The organism is Bradyrhizobium sp. CCBAU 11361, assembly GCF_028128935.1.
GTDB lineage: Bacteria > Pseudomonadota > Alphaproteobacteria > Rhizobiales > Xanthobacteraceae > Bradyrhizobium > Bradyrhizobium niftali.
Window position 1 is genome coordinate 42,410 of the sequence record NZ_LBJZ01000005.1, and the last position, 21,029, is coordinate 63,438.

General features: G+C 64.5%; 20 protein-coding genes and 2 tRNA genes. 16 read left to right on the forward strand and 6 right to left on the reverse strand.

Annotation, left to right across the window (positions count from 1 at the left end; all coding sequences use genetic code 11):
• Positions 1-139 precede the first annotated feature (139 nt).
• Positions 140-225 (forward strand) — tRNA-Tyr (locus XI08_RS02635).
• A 94-nt stretch (positions 226-319) separates the two neighbouring features.
• On the forward strand, positions 320-562 hold the full coding sequence (locus tag XI08_RS02640) for a GIY-YIG nuclease family protein (protein WP_092191611.1): 243 nt from the start codon (positions 320-322) through the stop codon (positions 560-562).
• Positions 563-575: 13 nt separating this feature from the next.
• Here XI08_RS02640 and XI08_RS02645 read toward each other — a convergent pair whose 3' ends face one another.
• Both XI08_RS02645 and XI08_RS02650 read right to left on the reverse strand, forming a co-directional pair.
• Positions 576-1,607 carry an LLM class flavin-dependent oxidoreductase gene (locus tag XI08_RS02645; RefSeq protein ID WP_271573250.1) on the reverse strand — a complete coding sequence of 344 codons (1,032 nt, stop codon included), beginning with the start codon at positions 1,605-1,607 and terminating at the stop codon, positions 576-578.
• A 135-nt stretch (positions 1,608-1,742) separates the two neighbouring features.
• On the reverse strand, positions 1,743-2,666 hold the full coding sequence (locus XI08_RS02650; RefSeq protein WP_271573251.1) for a LysR family transcriptional regulator: 924 nt from the start codon (positions 2,664-2,666) through the stop codon (positions 1,743-1,745).
• 114 nt (positions 2,667-2,780) lie between these two features.
• Between XI08_RS02650 and XI08_RS02655 the strand changes: the two genes are divergently transcribed.
• Genes XI08_RS02655 through XI08_RS02665 form a run of 3 tightly spaced genes read left to right on the forward strand, consistent with a single transcriptional unit; the run spans position 2,781 to position 5,899 of the window.
• Complete coding sequence (locus XI08_RS02655) at positions 2,781-4,139, forward strand: MFS transporter (protein ID WP_271573252.1); 1,359 nt, start codon at positions 2,781-2,783, stop codon at positions 4,137-4,139.
• Entirely contained in the window at positions 4,136-4,639 is a 504-nt protein-coding gene (locus tag XI08_RS02660; RefSeq protein WP_271573253.1) for a GAF domain-containing protein, read from the forward strand. Before XI08_RS02655 ends, XI08_RS02660 begins: the two co-directional genes overlap by 4 nt.
• 12 nt (positions 4,640-4,651) lie before the next feature.
• Positions 4,652-5,899 (forward strand): metal-dependent hydrolase family protein, encoded by a 1,248-nt coding sequence (locus XI08_RS02665; RefSeq protein WP_271573254.1) that lies wholly within the window; start codon positions 4,652-4,654, stop codon positions 5,897-5,899.
• A gap of 62 nt (positions 5,900-5,961) precedes the next feature.
• On the opposite strand, the gene XI08_RS02670 is transcribed toward XI08_RS02665, so the two are convergent.
• On the reverse strand, positions 5,962-8,019 hold the full coding sequence (locus XI08_RS02670) for an ATP-dependent helicase (protein ID WP_271573255.1): 2,058 nt from the start codon (positions 8,017-8,019) through the stop codon (positions 5,962-5,964).
• 128 nt (positions 8,020-8,147) lie between these two features.
• Between XI08_RS02670 and XI08_RS02675 the strand changes: the two genes are divergently transcribed.
• Positions 8,148-8,738, forward strand: a complete 591-nt coding sequence (locus XI08_RS02675) for a TMEM175 family protein (RefSeq protein ID WP_271573256.1) — start codon at positions 8,148-8,150, stop codon at positions 8,736-8,738.
• A gap of 15 nt (positions 8,739-8,753) precedes the next feature.
• Here the strand turns inward: XI08_RS02675 and XI08_RS02680 are convergent, their stop codons facing one another.
• A complete protein-coding gene (locus tag XI08_RS02680; protein ID WP_271573257.1) occupies positions 8,754-9,128 on the reverse strand; it encodes a YciI family protein in 375 nt (124 codons plus the stop codon).
• A 201-nt stretch (positions 9,129-9,329) separates the two neighbouring features.
• On the opposite strand from XI08_RS02680, the gene XI08_RS02685 reads away from it, so the two are divergent.
• Positions 9,330-9,515, forward strand: coding sequence for a hypothetical protein (locus XI08_RS02685; protein ID WP_092191358.1), 186 nt, complete (start codon positions 9,330-9,332; stop codon positions 9,513-9,515).
• A gap of 39 nt (positions 9,516-9,554) precedes the next feature.
• Complete coding sequence (locus tag XI08_RS02690; protein ID WP_025576798.1) at positions 9,555-9,758, forward strand: hypothetical protein; 204 nt, start codon at positions 9,555-9,557, stop codon at positions 9,756-9,758.
• Between the two features lie 9 nt (positions 9,759-9,767).
• On the opposite strand, the gene XI08_RS02695 is transcribed toward XI08_RS02690, so the two are convergent.
• Entirely contained in the window at positions 9,768-10,481 is a 714-nt protein-coding gene (locus tag XI08_RS02695; protein WP_271573258.1) for a substrate-binding periplasmic protein, read from the reverse strand.
• 330 nt (positions 10,482-10,811) lie between these two features.
• Between XI08_RS02695 and XI08_RS02700 the strand changes: the two genes are divergently transcribed.
• Together XI08_RS02700 and XI08_RS02705 are read left to right on the forward strand one after the other, a co-directional pair.
• The gene (locus XI08_RS02700) at positions 10,812-13,220 is read left to right on the forward strand and encodes an ATP-binding protein (RefSeq protein WP_271573259.1); all 2,409 of its coding nucleotides are present in this window, start codon (positions 10,812-10,814) and stop codon (positions 13,218-13,220) included.
• A 317-nt stretch (positions 13,221-13,537) separates the two neighbouring features.
• Positions 13,538-13,611: transfer RNA gene (locus XI08_RS02705), tRNA-Gly, on the forward strand.
• Positions 13,612-13,773: 162 nt separating this feature from the next.
• Here XI08_RS02705 and XI08_RS02710 read toward each other — a convergent pair.
• Positions 13,774-14,277: a MarR family winged helix-turn-helix transcriptional regulator gene (locus tag XI08_RS02710; RefSeq protein ID WP_271573260.1), complete on the reverse strand. Its 504-nt coding sequence runs from the start codon at positions 14,275-14,277 to the stop codon at positions 13,774-13,776.
• Positions 14,278-14,438: 161 nt separating this feature from the next.
• On the opposite strand from XI08_RS02710, the gene XI08_RS02715 reads away from it, so the two are divergent.
• The 6 genes from XI08_RS02715 to XI08_RS02740 are packed head-to-tail and all read left to right on the forward strand — an operon-like array spanning position 14,439 to position 21,028.
• Positions 14,439-15,566 carry an amidohydrolase family protein gene (locus XI08_RS02715; protein WP_271573261.1) on the forward strand — a complete coding sequence of 376 codons (1,128 nt, stop codon included), beginning with the start codon at positions 14,439-14,441 and terminating at the stop codon, positions 15,564-15,566.
• Positions 15,563-16,666 carry an amidohydrolase family protein gene (locus XI08_RS02720; protein ID WP_271573262.1) on the forward strand — a complete coding sequence of 368 codons (1,104 nt, stop codon included), beginning with the start codon at positions 15,563-15,565 and terminating at the stop codon, positions 16,664-16,666. Before XI08_RS02715 ends, XI08_RS02720 begins: the two co-directional genes overlap by 4 nt.
• On the forward strand, positions 16,666-17,079 hold the full coding sequence (locus XI08_RS02725; protein ID WP_271573263.1) for a Rieske (2Fe-2S) protein: 414 nt from the start codon (positions 16,666-16,668) through the stop codon (positions 17,077-17,079). The genes XI08_RS02720 and XI08_RS02725 overlap by 1 nt, the downstream gene beginning before the upstream one ends.
• Positions 17,080-17,137: 58 nt before the next feature.
• Positions 17,138-18,148: an ABC transporter substrate-binding protein gene (locus XI08_RS02730; RefSeq protein WP_027549106.1), complete on the forward strand. Its 1,011-nt coding sequence runs from the start codon at positions 17,138-17,140 to the stop codon at positions 18,146-18,148.
• Positions 18,149-18,159: 11 nt separating this feature from the next.
• Positions 18,160-19,920, forward strand: coding sequence for an ABC transporter permease (locus XI08_RS02735; protein ID WP_271573264.1), 1,761 nt, complete (start codon positions 18,160-18,162; stop codon positions 19,918-19,920).
• Positions 19,921-19,936: 16 nt separating this feature from the next.
• On the forward strand, positions 19,937-21,028 hold the full coding sequence (locus XI08_RS02740) for an ABC transporter ATP-binding protein (protein WP_271573265.1): 1,092 nt from the start codon (positions 19,937-19,939) through the stop codon (positions 21,026-21,028).
• The last annotated feature ends 1 nt before the right edge of the window (position 21,029 follow it).

Consider the following 21,029-nt stretch of genomic DNA (forward strand, 5'->3'; position numbering starts at 1 on the left):
CGCCTCGGTTGACTTTGCCCCACCGCATCGCCCATAAACGCGCCCGGTCGCGCCCCCATCCGGGCTGTCGCGGCCTTCACGTTCCATGGCCGTCTTCGGTCCGCCGGCAAGGTCCGGCCCGATTGTGCTGCCGTCGAGCGGGGGAGTGTCCCGAGTGGCAAAGGGAGCTGACTGTAAATCAGCCGCCTCATGGCTTCGCAGGTTCGAGTCCTGCCTCCCCCACCATCCTGCTTCGCGCTGACGCGCTTCGCAGGATTTGCAGCCCTTCACTGCGCGAAGCAGGATGCCCTCCGAAGCCTTGGCGAAGGAGGGCGGCTCCATGCACTATGTCTATCTTCTGGAGAGCGAAGTTTTCGCGGGTCAGCGTTATATCGGTTTGACGACGGACCTCAAAAAGCGGCTGACGGATCATAACGCTGGCAAATCTCCGCATACCTCCAAATTCATGCCTTGGAGGCTGGTCACCTATGTTGCCTTCTCCGACATCGAGAAGGCGAGAGCCTTCGAACGCTACTTGAAGTCCGGTTCGGGCCACGCCTTTGCGAAGAAGCGACTCTGGTGAGCGGCCTTTCGCCTCACCCCATCATCTCTCGCACCATCGGCACCACCTTGCGCCCATAGAGCTCGATGCTCTTCATCAGCTTCTCGTGCGGCAGGGGACCGGCCGAATACTTCAGCTGGAAACGCGAGATGCCAAGCGCCTTTGCGGTCTTTGCGATCTTGCGCGCCACGGTCTCCGGCGAGCCGACATAGAGCGAGCCGTGCTCGGCTTCGCTCACGAACTCGTCGCGGCCCATGGGCGGCCAGCCGCGTTCCTTGCCGATGCGGTCGCGCATGGCCTTGTAGTCGCCCCACAGCTCTTCGCGCGCCTGCGCATCCGTTTCCGCGACATAGCCGGGCGAGTGCACGCCGATCGGCTGTGCCGGGCGGCCGAACTCCCTGAAGGCACGGTGATAGAGATCGACGTAAGGCGCAAAGCGCGCGGGATCACCGCCGATGATCGCGAGCATCAAAGGCAGGTCGTAATGCGCTGCGCGCACCACCGATTGCGGACTGCCGCCGACGCCGATCCAGGTTTTCAGCGTGCCGTTCTCGACCGGCGGATAGACGAGCTGCTCTTTCAGCGGCGGGCGCAGCTTGCCTTCCCAGGACACGGGCTTCTGCGACAGCAGAGCGGCGAACAGATCGAGCTTCTCCTCGAACAGCGCTTCGTAAGAACGCAGGTCGAAGCCGAACAGCGGAAAGGATTCGGTGAAGGAGCCGCGGCCGAGGATCACCTCGGCGCGCCCGTTGGAGAGCGCATCGAGCGTGGCAAAGCGCTGGAAGACGCGGATCGGATCGTCCGAGCTCAGCACCGTCACGGCCGAGCCGAGATGGATGCGCCTGGTGCGCGATGCGATCGCGGCGAGCACAGTCTCGGGCGAGGAGATCGCGAAATCGGCACGGTGGTGCTCGCCGAGGCCGATGAAGTCGAGGCCGAGCTCGTCGGCCAGCACGGCTTCGTCGACGACATTGCGGATCACCTGCGCGTGCGCAAGCGTCTTGCCTGTGCCGTCCTTGGTGACGTCGCCAAAGGTATCCAGTCCGAATTGAAGCGGTGAGGTCATCGATCAGGTCTCTGCGGGGGTGGGGGCGCGAGCGGCGCCCGCATGTGGGAAATTGTTTGCTGTGCAGCTAGGGCGCGAAGGCCGCTTTGGCAATGCCGCTGCGGGAAAGGCTGGGTTTCCGGTTTTTCACCGGGCTCAATCGGATCTGGCGAACATCTCGACCAGGGTCTCGCGCAACCAGCGCTGCGCCGGCACGGTGTCGTTGCGCTGGTGCCAGAACAGGCTGACGATGCGCGGCGGTGCCTTGAGTGGCAGCGGCATGGCGTGCAGCAACGGCGCGTGCCTTGATTGCGAGCGCAGATCGCTCGGCAGCACGGCGATCAGGTCGGACTGGCGCACGACCTCGTAGGCGGCGCTGTAATGATTGACGGTCGCGACCAGATTGCGCGACAGCCCGCGCGAGGCAAGGAAGAGGTCGTAGGACGGCATGGTCTTGCCGGCGAGACTCACATCGACGTGTCCCGCGTTGAGGAAAGTGCGCGTGCTCAGCCGCTTCATCGCCGCGAGCGGATGGCCGCGGCGCATGAAGCAGGCATAGTCGACGGTCCACAGCGAGCGTGAGCGAATGGCGGCCGGCTGCTGCGCCTCGTTGACATAGACGCTCAGCACGCAGTCGACCCGGTTGTCCTCGAGCTGGTCGGCGATCTCGATGACGGTGTTGGGCACGGTGTGGACGCGTGCCTTGGGCGCGACCTTGCCGAGATGACCGAGGAGATTCGGCATCACCAGCGAGGAGACGTAGTCCGACATCGACAGGCTGAACTCGGTCTGCGCGCGGCCGGGATCGAACACTTGCTCGTCAAGCGCACCACGCACGCTTTCCAGTGCTTCGCCGATCGGCTCCCACAGCACCACGGCGCGCTGGGTGGGACGGATGCCGGTGCCGGATCTCACGAACAGGGGATCGCCGAGCGCGTCGCGCAGCCGCGCCAGCGCGTTGCTGACCGCGGGCTGGGTCATCGTCAGCGCGCTCGCGGCACGCGTGACGCTGCCCTCGGTCATCAGCGCCTCGAAGACTTTCAGGAGGTTGAGGTCGAGCGCACGGAACGACACGAACATTCACCATGGTGATATATTAGATCATGATTATAAATTATGACGATAATGTCACTTTGTCTATGGTCCCCTGAGGGACACGCGGAGCGCCGGGCCGCCAAGACTGAGGGGACTTTCATGTCGATGATATCGGCGCGCATCGAGCGCCTTCCGTTCGCACGCTTCCACAAGCATCTGCTGCTGATGGGCGGGCTTGGCTACATGTTCGACGCGATGGACGCGGCGGTGCTGGCCTTCATCCTGCCGGTGCTGCGCACGGCGTGGAATCTGTCGAGCGTGCAGATCGGCGTGCTCGGCAGCAGCACCTATATCGGCTTCCTGTTCGGCGCGTTGCTGGCAGGCACGCTGGGCGATTTGATCGGCCGCCGCGCGGTGATGATGTCCGCGCTTGCGCTCTATTGCGCGGCGTCCATCGTGAGCGCGATGGTCGATGCATGGCCGTCCTTCTTCGCCGCACGAATCGTCGCCGGCATGGGCACGGGCGCCGAGAGCGCGATCATCGCGCCCTATCTCGCGGAGTTCGTCGCGCGGCGTTACCGCGGCAGCTTCACCGGCGCGCTGGCCGGCTTCTTCTCCTTCGGCTTCGTTGCCGCGGCGCTGCTCGGCTACTTCATCGTGCCCGCCTATGAGAACGGCTGGCGCATGGTGCTGGTCATCACGGCGGTGCCGGTCGTCATGCTGCTGTGGTGGCGCCGGGCGCTGCCGGAATCGCCGCGCTGGCTCGAAAGCCGGGGCAGGGAGAAGGAAGCCGAAGCCGTGCTGGACAGGATCGAGACAGAGTTTGCGCGCCGGGGCCATGTCCTGCCCCAACCCGTCGTCGAAGCCGTCGCGCCGCAGGGAGCAACCGGAACACTGCTCGCCAATTTCGCCGCGCTCCTCGCAGGCCGGCAGGCGCGCATTACCATCATGACCTGGATCATGTGGCTGGCGATCACCTTCAGCTATTATTCCTTCTTCGTCTGGATCCCCGGTCTGCTGGTCCAGAACGGCATGAGCATCACCAAGAGCTTCGCCTATTCGATCGCGATCTATTGCGCGCAAATTCCTGGCTATTTCAGCGCCGCGTATTTCAACGAGCGTATCGGCCGGCAGGCGACGATTGCGACCTACATGGTGCTCGGCGGCGCCAGCGCGCTCGGGCTCGCCTTCGCGCAGAGCGACCAGCAGATCATGGCGGCGGGAATTTTCCTGTCCTTCTTCATGAACGGCACCTATGCGGGCGTCTATGCCTATACGGCCGAGGTGTTCCCGACGCCGGTCAGGACGACCGGAGCCGGGCTTGCCTCCGCGATCGGCCGCATCGGCGCGATCGTCTCGCCGATCCTGGTCGGCTATCTCTATCCCAATTTCGGCTTCGCCGGCGTGTTCGGCATCACGACCACCGTGCTGCTGCTCGGGGCGGTGACCGTCGTGCTGATGGGCGTGCCGACCCGCGGCCGTTCGCTGGAAGAGATTGCGGCGGGTGAAGTTGCATGACGCGGACCAAACGCCAGGCCGACCCGCTGCTCTGTGCCGTCGCGGCGGCGCAGGGCAGGGCAGATCAGCCGGATGCGCTGTTCGCGGCGCTGGACGAAGCCATGAAGTCGGCGATCGGGCACAAGCTGTTCACGATCCTGACCTATGACGGCGACAGCGGTGAAGCGGCGCGGGTCTATTCCAATCTCCCCGGCCCGTATCCGACCGGCGGACGCAAGCGCCTGGCACCGGGCCCGTGGACCGAGGCCGTTCTCGATCGCGGCGAGGCCTATATCGGCCGCACGCAGGATGATCTGCGCGAGGTGTTCTCCGACCACGAGCTGATCGTCTCGCTCGGCTGCGAGAGCGTGCTCAACATGCCCGTGCGTTGGCGCGGGCGTACGCTCGGCTCGCTGAATCTGCTTCATGAGGCAGGCTGGTACGACGAGGACGATGTCGCCGCGTGCCTTCCCTTTGCCCAACTCACCTTGCCGGCACTGCTTGCGCCGGCCCACTTCTGACAGGACGCCGCGATGCCCAGCATCCTCTTCAAGAACGCCGCTCTGCTCGATCCGCTCCAGCCGGACCTGCTGGAGGGACATCACGTGCTGGTCGAAGACAATTTGATCAAGGAGGTCTCGGACCGGCCGCTCCAGGTCACTGCCGACCGCACCATCGATCTGAAGGGCAAGACGCTGATGCCCGGCCTGATCGACCTGCATGTGCATGCGGTGGCGGTCGAGCTCAATCTGGCGCAGCAGGTGCACATGCCGAATGTGCTGGTGACGCTGCGCTCGACGCTGCTGCTGCGCGGCATGCTGCGGCGTGGCTTCACCACGGTCCGCGATGCCGGCGGCGCCGGCCATGCACTGAAGCAGGCGATCGAGACCGGTCTGACCGACGGCCCGCGGCTGTTCGTCTCCGGCCGGGCGCTGAGCCAGACCGGCGGCCACGGCGACATGCGGGCGCGCTCGGATTATCTGGCGAGTGATGCACCATGTCCGTGCTGCGTGCGGGTCGGCGCGCTGGCGCGCGTCGCCGACGGCGTCGACGGCGTGCGCAGGGCAGCGCGCGAGGAGCTCCAGATGGGGGCCGACCAGATCAAGATCATGGCATCCGGCGGCGTCGCTTCACCGACCGATCCGGTTGGCGCCTTCGGCTACTCCGAGGACGAGATCCGCGCCATCGTCGAGGAGGCGCGCGGGCGCCAGACCTATGTGCTCGCCCACGCCTACACCGCTGCCGCCATCGCGCGCGCGGTTCGCTGCGGCGTGCGCACCATCGAGCATGGCAATCTCGTGGATGAGTCGACCGCGCGCCTGATGGCCGAGAAGGGGGCCTATGTGGTGCCGACGCTCGTCACCTACGAAGCGCTGGCCAACGAGGGTGCCCAATATGGCCTGCCGCCGGAGAGCGTCGCCAAGATCGCCGATGTCCGCGACGCCGGTCTCCGTTCGCTCGCGATCTACCGCGACGCCGGCGTGAAGATGGGGTTTGGCAGCGATTTGCTCGGGCCGTCCCAGCGTCTCCAGAGCGACGAATTCCGCATCCGCGCCGAGATTCTCGGCCCGCGCGCGGTTATCGCCAGCGCCACGGTGGTCGGTGCCGAGGTGCTCGGCATGGAGGGCAAGCTCGGCCGGATTGCGCCCGACGCTATTGCGGACCTGCTGGTGGTCGACGGCAACCCGCTGCGCGATGTCGCCTGCCTGCTCGGCCAGGGCGAGCACATCCCGATGGTGATGAAGGCAGGCAAGGTCCAGTTCGACCGGCTGAACGCGTAAAGCGTTTTCGAGCGAAGTGGATACCGGTTCGCGTAAAGAAAACGCGTCAAAACAAGACGCTGCTACCGCCACATCCCGCGCATCCGCGCGCCGATGTCGATCTTGGGCCCTTGCGCCGCGGTGCGTGCCGCGCCTGCGGCCGCCTTCGGCCAAGCCGTGCGCTCGAACAGATAGACCAGCTGCTCCGGGATGAAGCGGGTGCGCGAGGCGTAGACGTGGCGGTCGCCCTTGGCGGCCTGGCCGTGGGTGAAGAACCGCTGCGGCACGACGAGGTGGAGATCGTCCTTGGCGCGCGTCATGGCGACATAGAGCAGGCGGCGTTCCTCCTCGAGCTCGGCGCTCGTGCCGGCGCCGAGGTCGGAGGGCATGCAGCCGTCGACGACATTGAGCACGAACACCGATTTCCACTCCTGGCCCTTGGCCGAGTGGATGGTGGAGAGGATCAGATAGTCTTCGTCGCGCAAGGGAGGCCCGGATTTGTCGCTGGTCGCATCCGGCGGATCGAGCGTGAGCTCGGTCAGGAACTTCTCGCGCGAGGCGTAGCCGCTCGCGATCTGCTCGAGCTGCATCAGATCGGCGCGGCGCGTCTCGGACTCCTCGTGGATACGGTCGAGATGCGGCTCGTACCAGAGCCGCACGCGCTCCAGATCCGCCGGCCATTCCGAATAGCGCAGGTTCGCGACCGTGCGGACGAAATCGGTCCAGTCCGCGCCGGTGCGCGGCGGCACCGGTAACTGGCCGAGTGCAGCAAGCGGATCGGTGCTCTCCGCCATCTGGTCCAGCACGCGCTGCGCGGTTGCAGGGCCGATGCCGGGCAACAGATGCAGGATGCGGAAGCCCGCAACGCGGTCGCGCGGGTTTTCGGCAAAGCGCAGCAGCGCCAGCACGTCCTTGACGTGGGCGGCGTCGAGGAATTTCAGGCCGCCGAATTTCACGAACGGGATGTTGCGGCGGGTCAGCTCGATCTCCAGCGGACCCGAATGCGAGGACGTCCGGAAAAGCACCGCCTGGTGCTTCAGAAGCGCGCCTTGCTCGCGGTTGGCCAGCACCTCTTCGACGATGTAGCGGGCCTGGTCGGCCTCGTCGTGCACGGTGACGAGCTGCGGCTTTTGCGCGGAGGTGCGGTCGGTCCAGAGGTTCTTGGTGAAGCGCTCGCGCGCGAGGCCGATGACGCCGTTGGCCGCCGCCAGCACGGCCTGCGTCGAGCGGTAATTGCGGTCGAGCGTGATCATCTCGGCGCTGGGCGAGAAGCTTTGCGGAAAGTCCAGGATGTTGCGCACGGTGGCGGCGCGGAACGAATAGATCGACTGCGCGTCGTCGCCGACGACGGTGAGGCCGCGTCCATCGGGCTTCAGCGCCAAGAGGATCGAGGATTGCAGGCGGTTGGTGTCCTGGTATTCGTCGACGAGCACGTGATCGAAGCGTCCGCCGATCTCTTCGGCGATCAGCGCATCGCTCATCATCTGCGACCAGTAGAGCAGCAGGTCGTCGTAATCGAGCACGTGCTGGGCCTGCTTGGCCTCGACATAGGCCGCGAACAGGCCCTTCAGCTCGGCCGCCCAGCCCGCGCACCAGGGATAGTGCGCCCCTAGCACCTTCTCGATCTCCATCTCGGCGTTGACGCAGCGGGAGTAGATCGAAAGGCACGTGCCCTTGGCGGGAAAGCGGCTCTCGGTCTTGGACGGGCCGCGCTCGTGCCGGACCAGATTCATCAGGTCGGCGGAATCCTCGCGCTCGTGGATGGTGAAGGCAGGGTCGACGCCGATCCGCTCGGCATATTCGCGCAGCAGCCGCGCGCCGATGCCGTGGAAGGTGCCGGCCCAGGTCAGCGCATCGCGCATGATCGCGGCGTTGTTCTCCCCGAGCACCTTTCGGGCGATGCGCTCGACCCGGCCGGCCATCTCGGCCGCCGCGCGCCGCGAAAACGTCATCAGCAGGATCCGGCGCGGATCGGCCCCCGCAACGATCAGATGGGCGACGCGATGGGCCAGCGTGTTGGTCTTGCCGGAGCCGGCACCGGCGATGACGAGCAGAGGGGCGCCCACGGTCGTGCCGTCGGCCACACCATGCTCGACGGCGCGGCGCTGCTCCGCATTGAGCGTGTCCAGATATGCTGCCACGAATCGCCCCGGTGAAACCGTGAGATTCGGCGATCTCCTCGCGAATCGCAATGCGGCTGGACGGAATCGGATTTAACACCTAGGGAAAAGACGGCCCAAGGTTCCAGCCCGAGAAAAGCGCGCCCGGCATGACCGAGCTCAAGCCCGACCAGTTCGAGATGCGGCGGCTGGAGTCGCTCAGCAACACCATTTTCGGCGTCGCCATGACGCTTCTGGCCTACGATCTGCCCAAGGCCGCGGTGTTCACCAGCGCCCCCGGCTGGAGCGATCTCGCCCATGTCTATTCCGGCAAGCTCGCCGGCTTCGCGCTCAGCTTCATCATCGCGGGTGTGTTCTGGATCAGCCATCACCGCCGGCTGGCGCGCCAGCCGGTGGGCAGTCGCGGCGCGGTGATCCTCAACCTGTTCTTTCTGCTCTCGATCGTGCTGCTGCCGGTCACCAACGGCCTCTACACCAATTACGGCATGAGCAGCGCGGTCGCCGTGCTCTACGGCCTGCATTTGACCGCGATCGCCGGCCTCAATGCCTGGCTGTGGTGGACGATCCTGGGCGGCTGGCGCCACGAGATCATGGCCTCGCTGTTTCCGCTGCTCGTGTTCATCCCGGGCACGATCGTGGCGGCGTTTGCGCCGAACGTCGCGCCCTTCGTGTGGTTCATCGCTTTCGGCGGCCTGCTGATCCAGCGCTTCTACAGAGCGCAAACCGAACCGGATGCGTAAGGCGGTAGCTCGCCCTTATGTCGCGCCGAACCCGTCGGCCGGCACATAAAGCTTGACCGGGCGGATTTCGTAAACCGCAGTCGGATTGACCTGACGCAGCCTCCGCGCCGCCGCGATGGCCTCATCGTCCGTGTCGTATTCCACGAGGTGGAAGCCCAGAAGCTGCTCCTTGGTCTCGGCAAACGGCCCGTCGGTTACCACGCCCGCGCCGGGGCCACGCAAGGTGCGGGCCTTTCGGGTCTCGTCCAGACGGGCGGCCGGCCCGAAATGTCCGCTTGCCCTCAAGGGCGCCTGAGCCTCGATGACCTTGGCCACGACTGCCGCGTCCTCCTCGGGTGTCCAGGACAAGATCTCGTCTTCCACATGATAGGCCAGGATGGCGTAGAGCATCGTCACCTCGTTTTTTTTGCTGCGCGCGTCCAAATGACTTATCACCGCGGCCCGCCCCGACAATCCCCAAGCACAAAATATTGCGTCGTGCAGGCTCGACGAAACCGTCCTGAAACCCGATTGCCGCCTTGCGGGGTGAACGCTGCCCAAAGCCGAGGCGACTGATGGCCACAAGAACTCGGAAGGTCATCGGAGGCGGCAATGTCGGGTCACACCATCAAGATCATCTGCGACGCTCGGCGGGCAGCACAATCGGAGCCTGCCGATTTGCACGACCAGAGCGGACATCACCGCTATTACGGCAGCTCGGCCGAGAACGGCGGCGAACGCATCGTCGAGAGCCGCCGCGGCAAACGTCCGCGCGCGCTCAATGTCTGCGGCTTCTGAAGCCTTTTCCAGAGCCTTAGGCGAGACCGGTCTTCGCTGATGGGTGTCCTGCAAATATCGATCGCCGCGCTGCCGTTCCTGCTCTCGCTGGCGAGCCGGAGCAGCAAGGCGATCGCGCCGTGCCTGCTCACGAGCATCTTCACAGTGCTGCTCGGCGAGGAGCCTCACCGGGCGGTCATGGCCTGGTGCGTTGGCGTGCTGATCGCCGCGGTGGCGTTACGCGAACGGCTTCGCACGACCTGAGCGACCCCATCACGGCGCGTTGAGGACCCGCTTGACGAGGGCCTCCCGCAGCGCCGCCAGTTCGCCGCTCGCCTCCATCTGCGCGATCACCTTGCCGACCTTCGGCACCAGATCGCGATGACGTTCGTGCAGGTAGTGGTAGATGTGGATGCGCTCGAGCGGCGGGGAGAGCGGGTAGATCCTGGCCTGCAGATTGAGCTTCCTCACCGCGACGAGTCCGCTGAAGAGGTCGGTGACCATCACGTCGAAACGGTCGGCGTCGAGCATCTTGACCATGTTCTCGAGGCTGGTGGTCGCCGTGACGCGGGCCATGTCGCGGGTGCCGGCCTCCGAGGAGCCGACGCCGCGGACGATGCCGATGCTGTAGTCCCTGATCGAATTCCAGCCGGCGACGTCGAAACGCAGTTTCGTCGTGAACACCGCGGGCTCGATGTAGTTGATCGCCGGCGTGACCTGGATCAGCGTAGGGTAGTCGCGCGCGAGCGTTCCGATCCGCTGGATCTCGCCATCGACCTCGCCTGCGCTCGACAGCGCGAGGGCCCGCTTGCCGGGGACGTCCTCGAATTCGAGCCTGATGTTGAGCTTGGCGTAGACGGCCCGCAGCATCTCGCCGCCGACATATTGATCGGGGATGTCGGCGATGCGCGCCAGCCGGATCTGTTCCTGCGCCTGCGTTGGGCCGGCTGCGAGCAACGACAGGCAGGCGATGGCCATCCGCCACATCACGCGTCTCCTTGGTCGTGCATTGCTACCACTGGATTCGGAGGCTCGCGCGGTCTACCGGGAGTGGCGCGCGCCGGCCGCAACGGCCATAACTCGCCCGCCATGCAGGCAACTCCGGACTTTAACCGATGTCATTCTAGCACCCGAGGTGATAGTTTGCGCGAGAATCCTGTTGCTGGGCGCAATATATGACCCCGCCGACCTCAAGCCGCCCACGGGCCGACAGGATCACCACGCAGGTCGCGTGAAGGGAAAGTCTCAACGAACGAATTGCTCGCGGCCGCGACCGGCCGGCCGGAGCAGGATGCTGCCATTCCGGGGACGTGGTGCATGGGCAACGCAGGCGACGAGGACTCCAAGCTCAGCCGCGCCGTTGCCCCGGCGGCAGCGAAGCAGGATTTGGGCGGGATCGGCGCTGCGCTTGCGCCGGCGATCGGAGCGTTGCTGTCGCGGATCTTCAACTGGTCGCGCAGCGGCGTCGGGCCGCGCCTCCTGGCCGCAGTGCTGCTGTTCTCCTCGATCGTGACGCTGATGCTGACCGCGCTTCAGCTCTATCTCGACTACGACCGCGAAGTCGGCGTCATCGAGACGCGGCTCGACGAGATCGGCCGCAGCACCACCGGCAGCCTCGGCGAGAGCCTGTGGAATCTCGACCAGAACCAGATCAAGCTCCAGCTCGGCGGCATCCTGCGGCTGCCCGACATCCGCGCCGCCGAGGTGCGCGAGATCGCCGATCGTCCCCATCCGATCCGTGTCGCGGTCGGCGAGCCGAACACCCGTTCGATCGTGACGCGCGACTACCCGCTGAACTACTCCGTGCAGGGAGCCGCGCGCACGATCGGCGTGCTCCATGTCGAGGCGACGCTGAGCGAGGTCTATCGGCAATTGCTGAACCGGGCCCTGGTCATCCTGGCAAGCCAGGCGGCGAAGACGTTCGTCGTCTCCCTGTTCATCATCTACATGTTCCATCTCCTGGTGACGCGGCACCTGGTCGCCATCGCCGACTTCGTCAGCAAGTACAGCCTGGCGCGGCCGCCGCCGCCTTTGCACCTGGAGCGCCGGCCGCCCTACGATGCGGACGAACTGGACAAGGTGATCGACGCCTTCAACGCCATGTGCGCCAATCTCGAGCGGGCCTATGGCGAGTTGCGCGAGGCCAATGCGAATCTCGAGCGCGACCTGAAGATCCGCCAGCGCACCGAAGACGACGCGCGCGCGAGCGAACAGCGCTTCCGCGACTATGCCGAGACCGCGTCCGACTGGTTCTGGGAGACCGGGCCGGATCATCGGTTCACCTACATATCCGAGCGGGCCGGGGCCTTCGGCATGGACCATAAGGCGCTGATCGGCAAGCGCCGCACCGATGCCGCGTTCGACCACGACGCCGAGCCGGAGAAATGGCGCGCGCACGTGGCGGTGCTGGACCGCCACGAGCCGTTCCGGAAGTTCGAGTATCGCGGCCGCGATATGACCGGACGCGCGCGCCATTTCAGCGTCAACGGCCAGCCGGTCTTCGCGGCCGACGGACGCTTCATGGGTTATCGCGGCTCCGCCACCGATCTCACCGAGCAGCACGAGACCGAGGAGCGGCTTCGCCAATCCCAGAAGATGGACGCGATCGGCCAGCTCACCGGTGGCGTCGCGCACGACTTCAACAACGTGCTCACCGTCATCACCGGCACCATCGAGATCATCCAGGAAGGGCTTGCGGACCGGCCCCAGTTCGCCGCGATCGCGCAGCTGATCGACGATGCGGCCGCGCGCGGCGCCGAGATCACCTCGCAGCTGCTGACCTTCGCGCGCCGCCAGCCGCTGGAGCCGCGCGAGATCGACGTCAACGCCCTCGTGGTCGAGACGGCGAAGCTGCTGAAGCCGATCCTTGGCGAGCACATCGAGATCGTGACCCGGCTCGCGGACGACGCCTGGTCCGCGATGGCGGATCCGTCGCAGCTCTCCTCCGCGATCGTCAATCTCGCCGTCAATGCGCGTGACGCGATGCCGGACGGCGGCAGGCTCACGCTCGAGACCGCGAACCGGGAGCTTGACGGCGTGCGTAGCACCGGCGACGGCGACGTCATGCGCGGCGCCTTCGTGATGATTGCGGTGGCCGATACCGGTCACGGCATTCCGGCCGACATCCGCGAGCGCGTGTTCGAGCCGTTCTTCACCACCAAGGGGGTCGGCCGCGGCACCGGGCTCGGGCTGAGCATGGTCTACGGCTTTGCCCGCCAGACCGGCGGCACCGTCGCGATCGAGAGCGAGGAGGGACAAGGCACAGTGATGCGGCTGTTCCTGCCGCGGTCGGAGGGCGAGGCGGCAACCAGGACGGCACCGGCTCAGGCGCCCGCGGCGGCGCGCGGGCACGAGACGATCCTCGTGGTCGAGGACGATCCGCTGGTGCAGGGCTATGTCATCGCCCAGCTCGGCGGCCTCGGCTATCGCACGCTCGTGGCCGGCGACGGCGCAGCCGCCCTCGCGCTGGTCGACCAGGGCGCCAGTTTCGATCTGCTGTTCACGGATATCATCATGCCCGGCGGCATGAACGGGCGGGAGTTGGCCGATGCCGTCCGGCTCCGCCGGCCGGGGATGAGGGTGCTCTACACCTCCGGCTATACCGACAACACCATCGTCCACGAAGGGCACCTCGATCCCGGCGTGGCGCTGCTTCAGAAGCCATACCGGAAGTCGGAGCTGTCGCAGAAGATTCGCGAGGTGCTTGCGGGCGAGTCGGCCGCGTGAGCGGCATTCGCCACGAAAAAGGCGCGGCGGGGAGACCCCGTCGCGCCCGATTTCTTGCTCGCTGGTCCAGGGCTGAGAGCGCCCCGATGCCAAGCCTTGTTCAGAGCTTAGCGGGCGATCCCAGCGAGGTGACAGCGCTTGAGATAAGACACTGGATCACCTCCTTTCGTTGGTTTCGGGAGACTCAATATAGGGCGAAATCCCTTCGCCGTTAAGGGGCGGGGCCGGAGGCCGGGAACAAGTCCGCTCGCGAGGCGGGAAAGACCGATCCGGGCCAGTTGAGACCGCCGCTCGGCCGTGTTAGGTGATCGCGAGATGCGGGTGTAGCTCAATGGTAGAGCAGCAGCCTTCCAAGCTGAATACGAGGGTTCGATTCCCTTCACCCGCTCCAAACAGTTTCAGTAATTTAGTACGAATCGTCAGATTTCGTTCCGACAAACCATTCTGACATCACCGCTGACGGCCGATTTCAAGTCGCCCGTTTTCAGTCCAGCGTCGCGATGGATTGGAGCGTGAGTGGCTGGCGCGGGACGAAGTCGCGACTGGTCGTGAACTAGCGATCCCAATCGACGCCGGCCAAGGCCTGCGACAACTGCTGAAGCAGCGCTTTCAAATGCTCCCGGTCGGCAGGGCTAAAGCTCTGCAATAGCCGCGTCTCGCGCTCACGCGAGATCTCCAGCAATTTTTCGGACAGGTTCCGTCCTTCGGCCGTCAGCTTGGCGAACGCGGCGCGGCCACGGGTTCGCGTCTGCTCGACCGAGATCAGTTTGCGTTCCTCGAGCAAGACGAGGCTGCGGCTCACGGCCGCCTTGTCCAGATCGGCCGCCCCCGACAACTCACCGACATTGAGCGACTGGGTGCTGTTGAGCACCATCAGTATGCGCCATTCCGTCAGGCTCAGGTCAAAGGCGCTGCGATAATAGGCCGTGGTGCCGCGGAGCAGCCGCGCGCCGATATTCGATACCAGCATTGCAACGTGCTCCTGCGCCAGGATGCCGTAGTGCTGCGGACGTTTCGGCGGCGCATCGTTGACCGTCAGTTGCTTGGTCGAAGGCATCAATGGATTCTCCCGGCAACTCGGCCAACCTAAAATGCCGCGGTTCCCGCCGCATTGATCTACCTCAAATTGCTTGACATGTCATTTATTGATGCATCAACATAAAACCGACGCCGGCACAAGAGCTGACCAAGAACCGGCGACGCATCAGGGTGGTATTCATGGCAGACGGCGAGATGGCCAATGCAAAGGCCCCGGGCAGGTACGCGGGTGCGATCGACTGCGATCTTCATCCGGCCGTGCCTGGCATGAATGTGCTGCTGCCGTATCTCGACGAATATTGGCGCGAAATGGTGTCCGTTCGCGCGCTTGATCGGCTCAATCTCGCTCTCACCAGTTATCCGCAGAACGCTCCGTTGTCGTGCCGTCCCGACTGGAAGCTCGCGGATGGCGAGAAGCCGGGGGCCTCGCTGCAGGCGATGCAGGAACATGTGCTGGATCGCTACCAGCAGCGGTTTGGAATCCTCAACTGCCTCTACGGCGCCCAGGTGATGCATAGCGAGGACATGGCGGCGGTGTTCTGCCGGGCGACCAACGACTGGATTCGCGATGAATGGCTGAGCCGCGATCCCCGGTTGCGCGCTTCCATCGTGATTGCGGCCCATAGCACCGAACACGCCGTCGCCGAGATCGAACGGCGCGCGGACGACATGCGGTTCGTGCAGGTGCTGATGCTGGTATCGGGCGAGGTGACGCTCGGCCGGCGGCAATTGTGGCCGATCTATCGTCTGGCAGAGAAGCTTGGCCTGCCGGTCGGAATTCACGCCGGCAGCGCCTACCGCTATGCGCCGACCGCGGTTGGATGGCCGTCCTATTTCGTCGAAGACTATGTGTCGCAATCGGCCGCCTTCGAGAACCAGTTGCAGAGCATGATCTCCGAAGGCGTGTTCGCCAAATTCCCCGGACTCAAGGTGGTCGCGATCGAATCCGGACTGACCTGGCTGAGCGGCTTTGCCTGGCGCGCCGACAAGACCTGGAAAGGGGTTCGCGCCGAAGTTCCCTGGGTGACGCGCGCGCCATCGGAGATCGTTCGCGAGCACGTTCGCTTCACGGTCCAGCCAATCGACGCAACCGACGAGGCGGCGGCGATCCTGCGACTGATCGATCACCTGCGATCGGACGAGCTGTTCCTGTTCTCGACGGATTATCCGCACTGGCAGTTCGACGGCGATGCGGCGTTACCGGAGGGGCTTTCCGCAAGCCTGTTGCGCAAGATCGTCAGCGATAATGCGCTTGCGACCTACCCGCGGCTGGTGAAGGCCGATCGAGCCATGGAGATTGCCGTATGAGCATCGTCGAACTCGAGCGAAGCAGCGCCGCCAGATCCAAGCTTCGGATCATCGATTGCGATATCCATCCCGCGATGACCTCCTGGACCGAGGTTCATCCGTATCTCGCCAAACAATGGATCGACCACCTCTCGGTCTATGGCAGCCATTTGCGCCACGCGTTTTCCGAGGCGCTGTCGCATCCGCGGATGTCGCCGGATGCGGCGCGGGTCGATGCCTATCCCGAGGAGGGCGGTCCGCCGGGCTCAAGCCTCGAGCTGATGCGCACGCAGCATCTCGATCCCAACGGGGTCGAGACCGGCATGTTGATCCCGCTGCGCTGGAACCCCGGCAGCCAGCGCAATCTGGATTTCGGCGTGGCGCTGACGCAGGCCATGAACACCTGGCAGGTCGAACGCTGGGTGAAGAACGAGCTGCGTCTGCGGGCATCGGTCCTGATTGCGCAGGAGGACACCGGCGCTTCGGTCGCCGAGATCGACGCGCGGGCCGGCGATCCGAACTTCACCCAGATTCTGGTATTGCCGAAGACCGACGAACCCTTCGGCCGCCGCCGCTACTGGCCGATTTTCGAGGCGGCGGTGCGCAGCAATCTGCCGATCGCCATCCATGTCGGCGGCACCAATGGCCATCCTTCCACCGGCGGAGGCTGGGCGTCCTACTACATGGAAGAGCACAATTCGGTGGCGGAAACCATGCAGGCGATCCTGACCAGCCTGGTGTTCGAAGGCGTGTTCGAGCGCTTTCCGCAACTCCGCGTCGTGATCATGGAAGGCGGGCTCGGCTGGATCCCCTCGCTGACCGCGCGCATGGACAAGCACTGGTCGCGCCTGCGCAGCGAGGTGCCGCACCTCAAGCGGCCGCCGTCGGAATACATTCGCCGGCAGGTGTGGTTCACGACCCAGCCGATGGAAGAGCCGGGAAGCGCGGCGCAGTTGATCGATCTGTTCGACCGGATCGGCTGGGATCGCCTGCTGTTCTCGACCGATTACCCGCATTGGGACTTTGACGATCCGCGCTATGCCTTCCGCGCCAATCTCAGCGAAGCGCAGCGCGACCAGATTCTCTATGGGAACGCGCAGGCGTTCTACGGACTGCCGTGATGGCGCGGCACGTCGTTGCAACCGTCGACGACATCCCTCCCGGCCAGCGCATGCTGGTGAAGGTGGGAGGGCGGGAAATTGGCATCTTCAATGTCGGCGGGGAATATTTCGCCGTCAGCAACCGTTGTCCGCACGAGGGCGCATCCCTGTGCAAGGGACGCATCGTCGGCCTGGTGGAATCCAGCGAGCCAGGGTCCTACCAGTTCAGCCGGCGCGGCGAACTGTTGCGCTGCCCCTGGCACGGCTGGGAGTTCGACTTAAGGACCGGAAAATCCTGGTGCGAGCCCGATCGCACCAAGGTTCGCAGCTACGACCTCAAGGTGGAACCGGGCGGGGCCCTCGTCGAAGGCGAGCTTCAGGCCGAAACGTTCCCGGTCGTGATCGAGAAGCAATATGTGGTGATCGAAGTCTGACACCTGATCGATGCGGTCGATCGGCAAAATAAGAAACCGCGTGGAGGATGAAGTGTTCTTGAAGCTGAAGAGAATTGCCCTCGCTGCCCTGGCGGCCGGTTTCGCATTGCCGGCATCGGCTCAGGATGCATCCTGGGATTCTGTCGTCGCCGCGGCCAAGAAGGAAGGCAAGGTCGTCGTCTACAATATGGCGCTCGGCGCGCCTTACTTCACAGCGGTCGTCAAATCGTTCGAAAAGGAATATGGCATCGCCGTCGAGAGCCTCGATTTGCGCGCCAGCGAACTGGTCGAACGCATCCGGACCGAGCAATCGGCGGGACGGTATCTTGGCGATGTCGAAATGGTCACCACGACCATGATCGAGGAGCAGCTCAAGAACGGCGACTTCATCCAGAAACTGCCGCCGGTCCCGAATGCCGCGAACCTCCGGCCGCCGTTCAAGGCCACCGAACACAGCGTTCCCGCCTACGTCCAGCCGATGGGAATTTTGATCAACACACGGCTTGTCAAGGGCGACGACGTTCCCAAGAGCTGGAACGATCTGAATTCGCCGAAGTGGAAGGGCAAGCTGCTTTCCGACGACATGCGTCCGCTCGGCAGCGGCAACACCTTGTTCGCGGTGCTCCAGAACAACATGGGCGCCGAGTTCAACGAAAAGCTGGCCGAGCAGAAACCCGTCTTCAGCCGCGATATGCGCAACGACGCTCGCCGCGTCGCCCGGGGGGAATATCCGATCTACATCACGCAGGTGTTCGCCTTTGCCTCCGATCTCAAGGGCCTGCCCGTGAAGGTGATCGTGCCGCAGGAGGGAGCGCCCTATGCCCAGATGGATCTCGCGATCCTGAAGAACGCCCCGCATGCCAATGCGGCACGCCTCTTCATGCAGCATTTCCTCAACCTCGACTCCCAGGCGCTTTACGCCAACGCCTGGATGCTTCCGGTCGTGAAGGGCGCGGCCGAGCGCGCCGATCCTGACGCGCAGCCTTATGCCAACGCCAGGCTGATGGGCATGGCGAAATTGTCCGAACGGCCGGACATGATGTCGCTGGCCAAGAAACTTTACCCCTGAGGCGCTGGCAGATGGCTCTTTCGGCCGACGACCGCATAGCCGATATCGTAACAGCGCGGTCGCGGCTACCTCACGCGCGGCGATTCCTGAACGGCGCGCCGGCCAGCCGCATCGTCGGGCTGACGCTGCTTGCGCTCGTTCTCGCCTTTCTGTCGGTCTACCCGCTGTCGATGCTGCTCTATGGCAGCCTGCATTCGACGCCGCCGGGCGTTGCCGGCGTCTTCACGCTCGACGGCTACCGCGACATCGTTTCGCAGCAAAATTTGCTCACGCTGCTCAATACCGTTGGCATCGCGCTGGCCAAGACGATCCCGTCGCTGATCCTGGCCGTCCTGCTCGCCTGGATTCTGGCGAGGACTGACACGCCGTTTCGCGGAACGCTGGAGGTACTGGTCACGCTGCCGTTCTTCATTCCGCCGATCCTCACCGCGATGGCCTGGGGCATGCTGGGCAATCCGCAGGTCGGACTGTTGAACCAGCTCTATCAGTGGATCACAGGATCGACCGCGTCGCCGATCAACGTCTATTCCTATGGCGGCGTCGTCTGGCACATGATGCAGTATTCGGTGCCGTTTCTCTTCCTGCTGATCGTCGACGCCTTTCGGGCGATGGACCCGAGCCTCGAGGAAGCCGCGCGGATGTGCGGCGCCTACCGATTGCGGACCTTCTACACCGTCACGCTTCAACTGATGCTGCCGGCGCTGACCGGGGCCGCGATCCTCAGCTTCATCAGGGGAATCGAGAATTTCGAATCACCGCTGTTCTTCGGCTCGCCTGCCGGCATCCACGTCATCACGACTGATATCTACGACTCCATCAACCAGCGCTCGCCACCGCAATATCAATATGCCACCGCGATAAGCTTCGTGATCATGGCGCTGATGTTCCTGATCATCTTGATGCAGTGGCGCATCCTGCGCGGCCGCAGTTTCCAGACCGTGACGGGGAAGGGCTATTCGCCCGCGGTCATGAAGCTCGGCAGATGGCGCTGGGCGACGTTCGCCTTTTGCGCGCTGTTCTTCGCCGTCACGGTGGTGCTTCCGGTGAGCCAGCTACTGATCGGATCCTTCTTCAAGTTCTTCGGCTTCTACGAATGGGAGATGCTGACGCTCGAGCATTATCAGGCGGTCGCGGGCAGCAGTGAGTTCTGGCGGGCCTTTGGCAATACCATGCTGTTGGGTTTTGTCGGGGCTACGCTGACCATGCTGCTCGGCGGTATCGTCGCCTATGTCTCGGTCAGGACCAAATGGCGCGGACGTCGTCTGATCGACGCAATGGCGTGGTTGCCCTGGATGATGCCGGGCATTGTGCTGGGCGTGGGCTTCCTGTGGGGATTCGCGCTGCTGCCTCATGCCATTCCGATCTATGGGACGATCTGGGCACTGCTGCTCGCCTACATCTCGCTGGGAACGCCGCTCTCGGTGCGCGTCATGTCCAGCGCCTACGGTCAGCTGTCCTACGACCTCGAGGAATGCTCGCGCGTGCACGGGGCGGGCTGGCTGCAGACGATGTGGCGCATCATGATCGCGCTGGTCTGGCCCTCCTTTGCGGTGGGCTGGGTCCTGATCTTCTTCGGAATCATGCGAGAGTTGAGCGCCTCGGTGTTGCTCTACTCCGTTGGCTCGGAAGTTCTGTCGGTCGTGCTCCTGAAACTCTGGGCCAACGGCAGCGCGGAACAGGTGAGCGTGATCGGTCTCATCATGATGGCCATGGTGATCGTTTTCAGATGGGTGCAGCTCCGCGTCATCAAGCGATGGATTGGCGCCTTGTGACTGGATTGGGTGTCTGATGTCAAATGTCGTCCTGGAGAAAGTCAGCCGGAAGTTCGGCGAGTTCGCGGCCGTGAACGAGATTGATCTTCGCGTCGCTGAAGGCGAGTTCGTGACGCTGCTCGGGCCGTCCGGCTGCGGCAAGACAACCACGTTGCGGATGGTCGCAGGCCTTGAACAGAATACCAGTGGCCGGATCAGCCTCGGGAACGAGGTGGTCAGCGATGCGGCTTCGGGCGTGTTCGTTCCATCGGAGCGGCGACGCCTCGGTATGGTTTTCCAGTCCTACGCGATCTGGCCGCATATGACGGTTTTCGAGAACGTTGCATATCCATTGCGGGTGCGCCGTCGTCCCTTGGCCGAAATCCGGGATCTGGTTTCAAAGTCGTTGCGTCTCGTCGAAATGGAAGGCTTCTCCGAGCGCCCTGCGCCGGCTCTGTCGGGCGGTCAGCAACAACGCGTAGCCATTGCGCGGGCGCTGGTGTTCGAGCCGAAGGTGCTTCTTCTCGACGAGCCGCTGAGTAATCTCGACGCCAAGTTGCGGTTGCAGATGGGCGACGAGTTCCGTGCGATTCAGCGACGCCTCGGCATGACGACCCTGTATGTCACGCATGACCAGTCGGAGGCGATGGCGCTGTCCGACCGCGTGGTCGTGATGGATCGGGGACGAATCCAGCAGGTTGGTGCCCCCGAGGACATTTATCGCTACCCGGCCAATCGCACGGTCGCGGGATTCTTCGGCAACCCAAATCTCCTTGACGCCAGTGTGGAGGCATGCGCGCGCCTCGAGGGAGGTCGGGTTCAGCTTGATGTCGTCGGGCACGGTTGGCAGGGCCGATGCGAGGCTGCAACCGAAGTGCCGCCAGGACAAACCGTCACGGTCATGGTGCGGCCGGAAGACATCAGGATTGCGCCCGCCGGCACCGACAAGGATGGACTGCGATGGTCGGGCCGGATCGCCCACACGATCTTCCGTGGCCCGACAAGGTCGATCGTGGTGGAGATCGAGGACGGTCGCCTCAATGTCGATGCTCCCGCCTTTGGCGGCTATTCGGTCGGCGACAATGTGACGGTGGTCGTTCCTCGGCACGCGGCTTGGGCCGTCGGGTAAT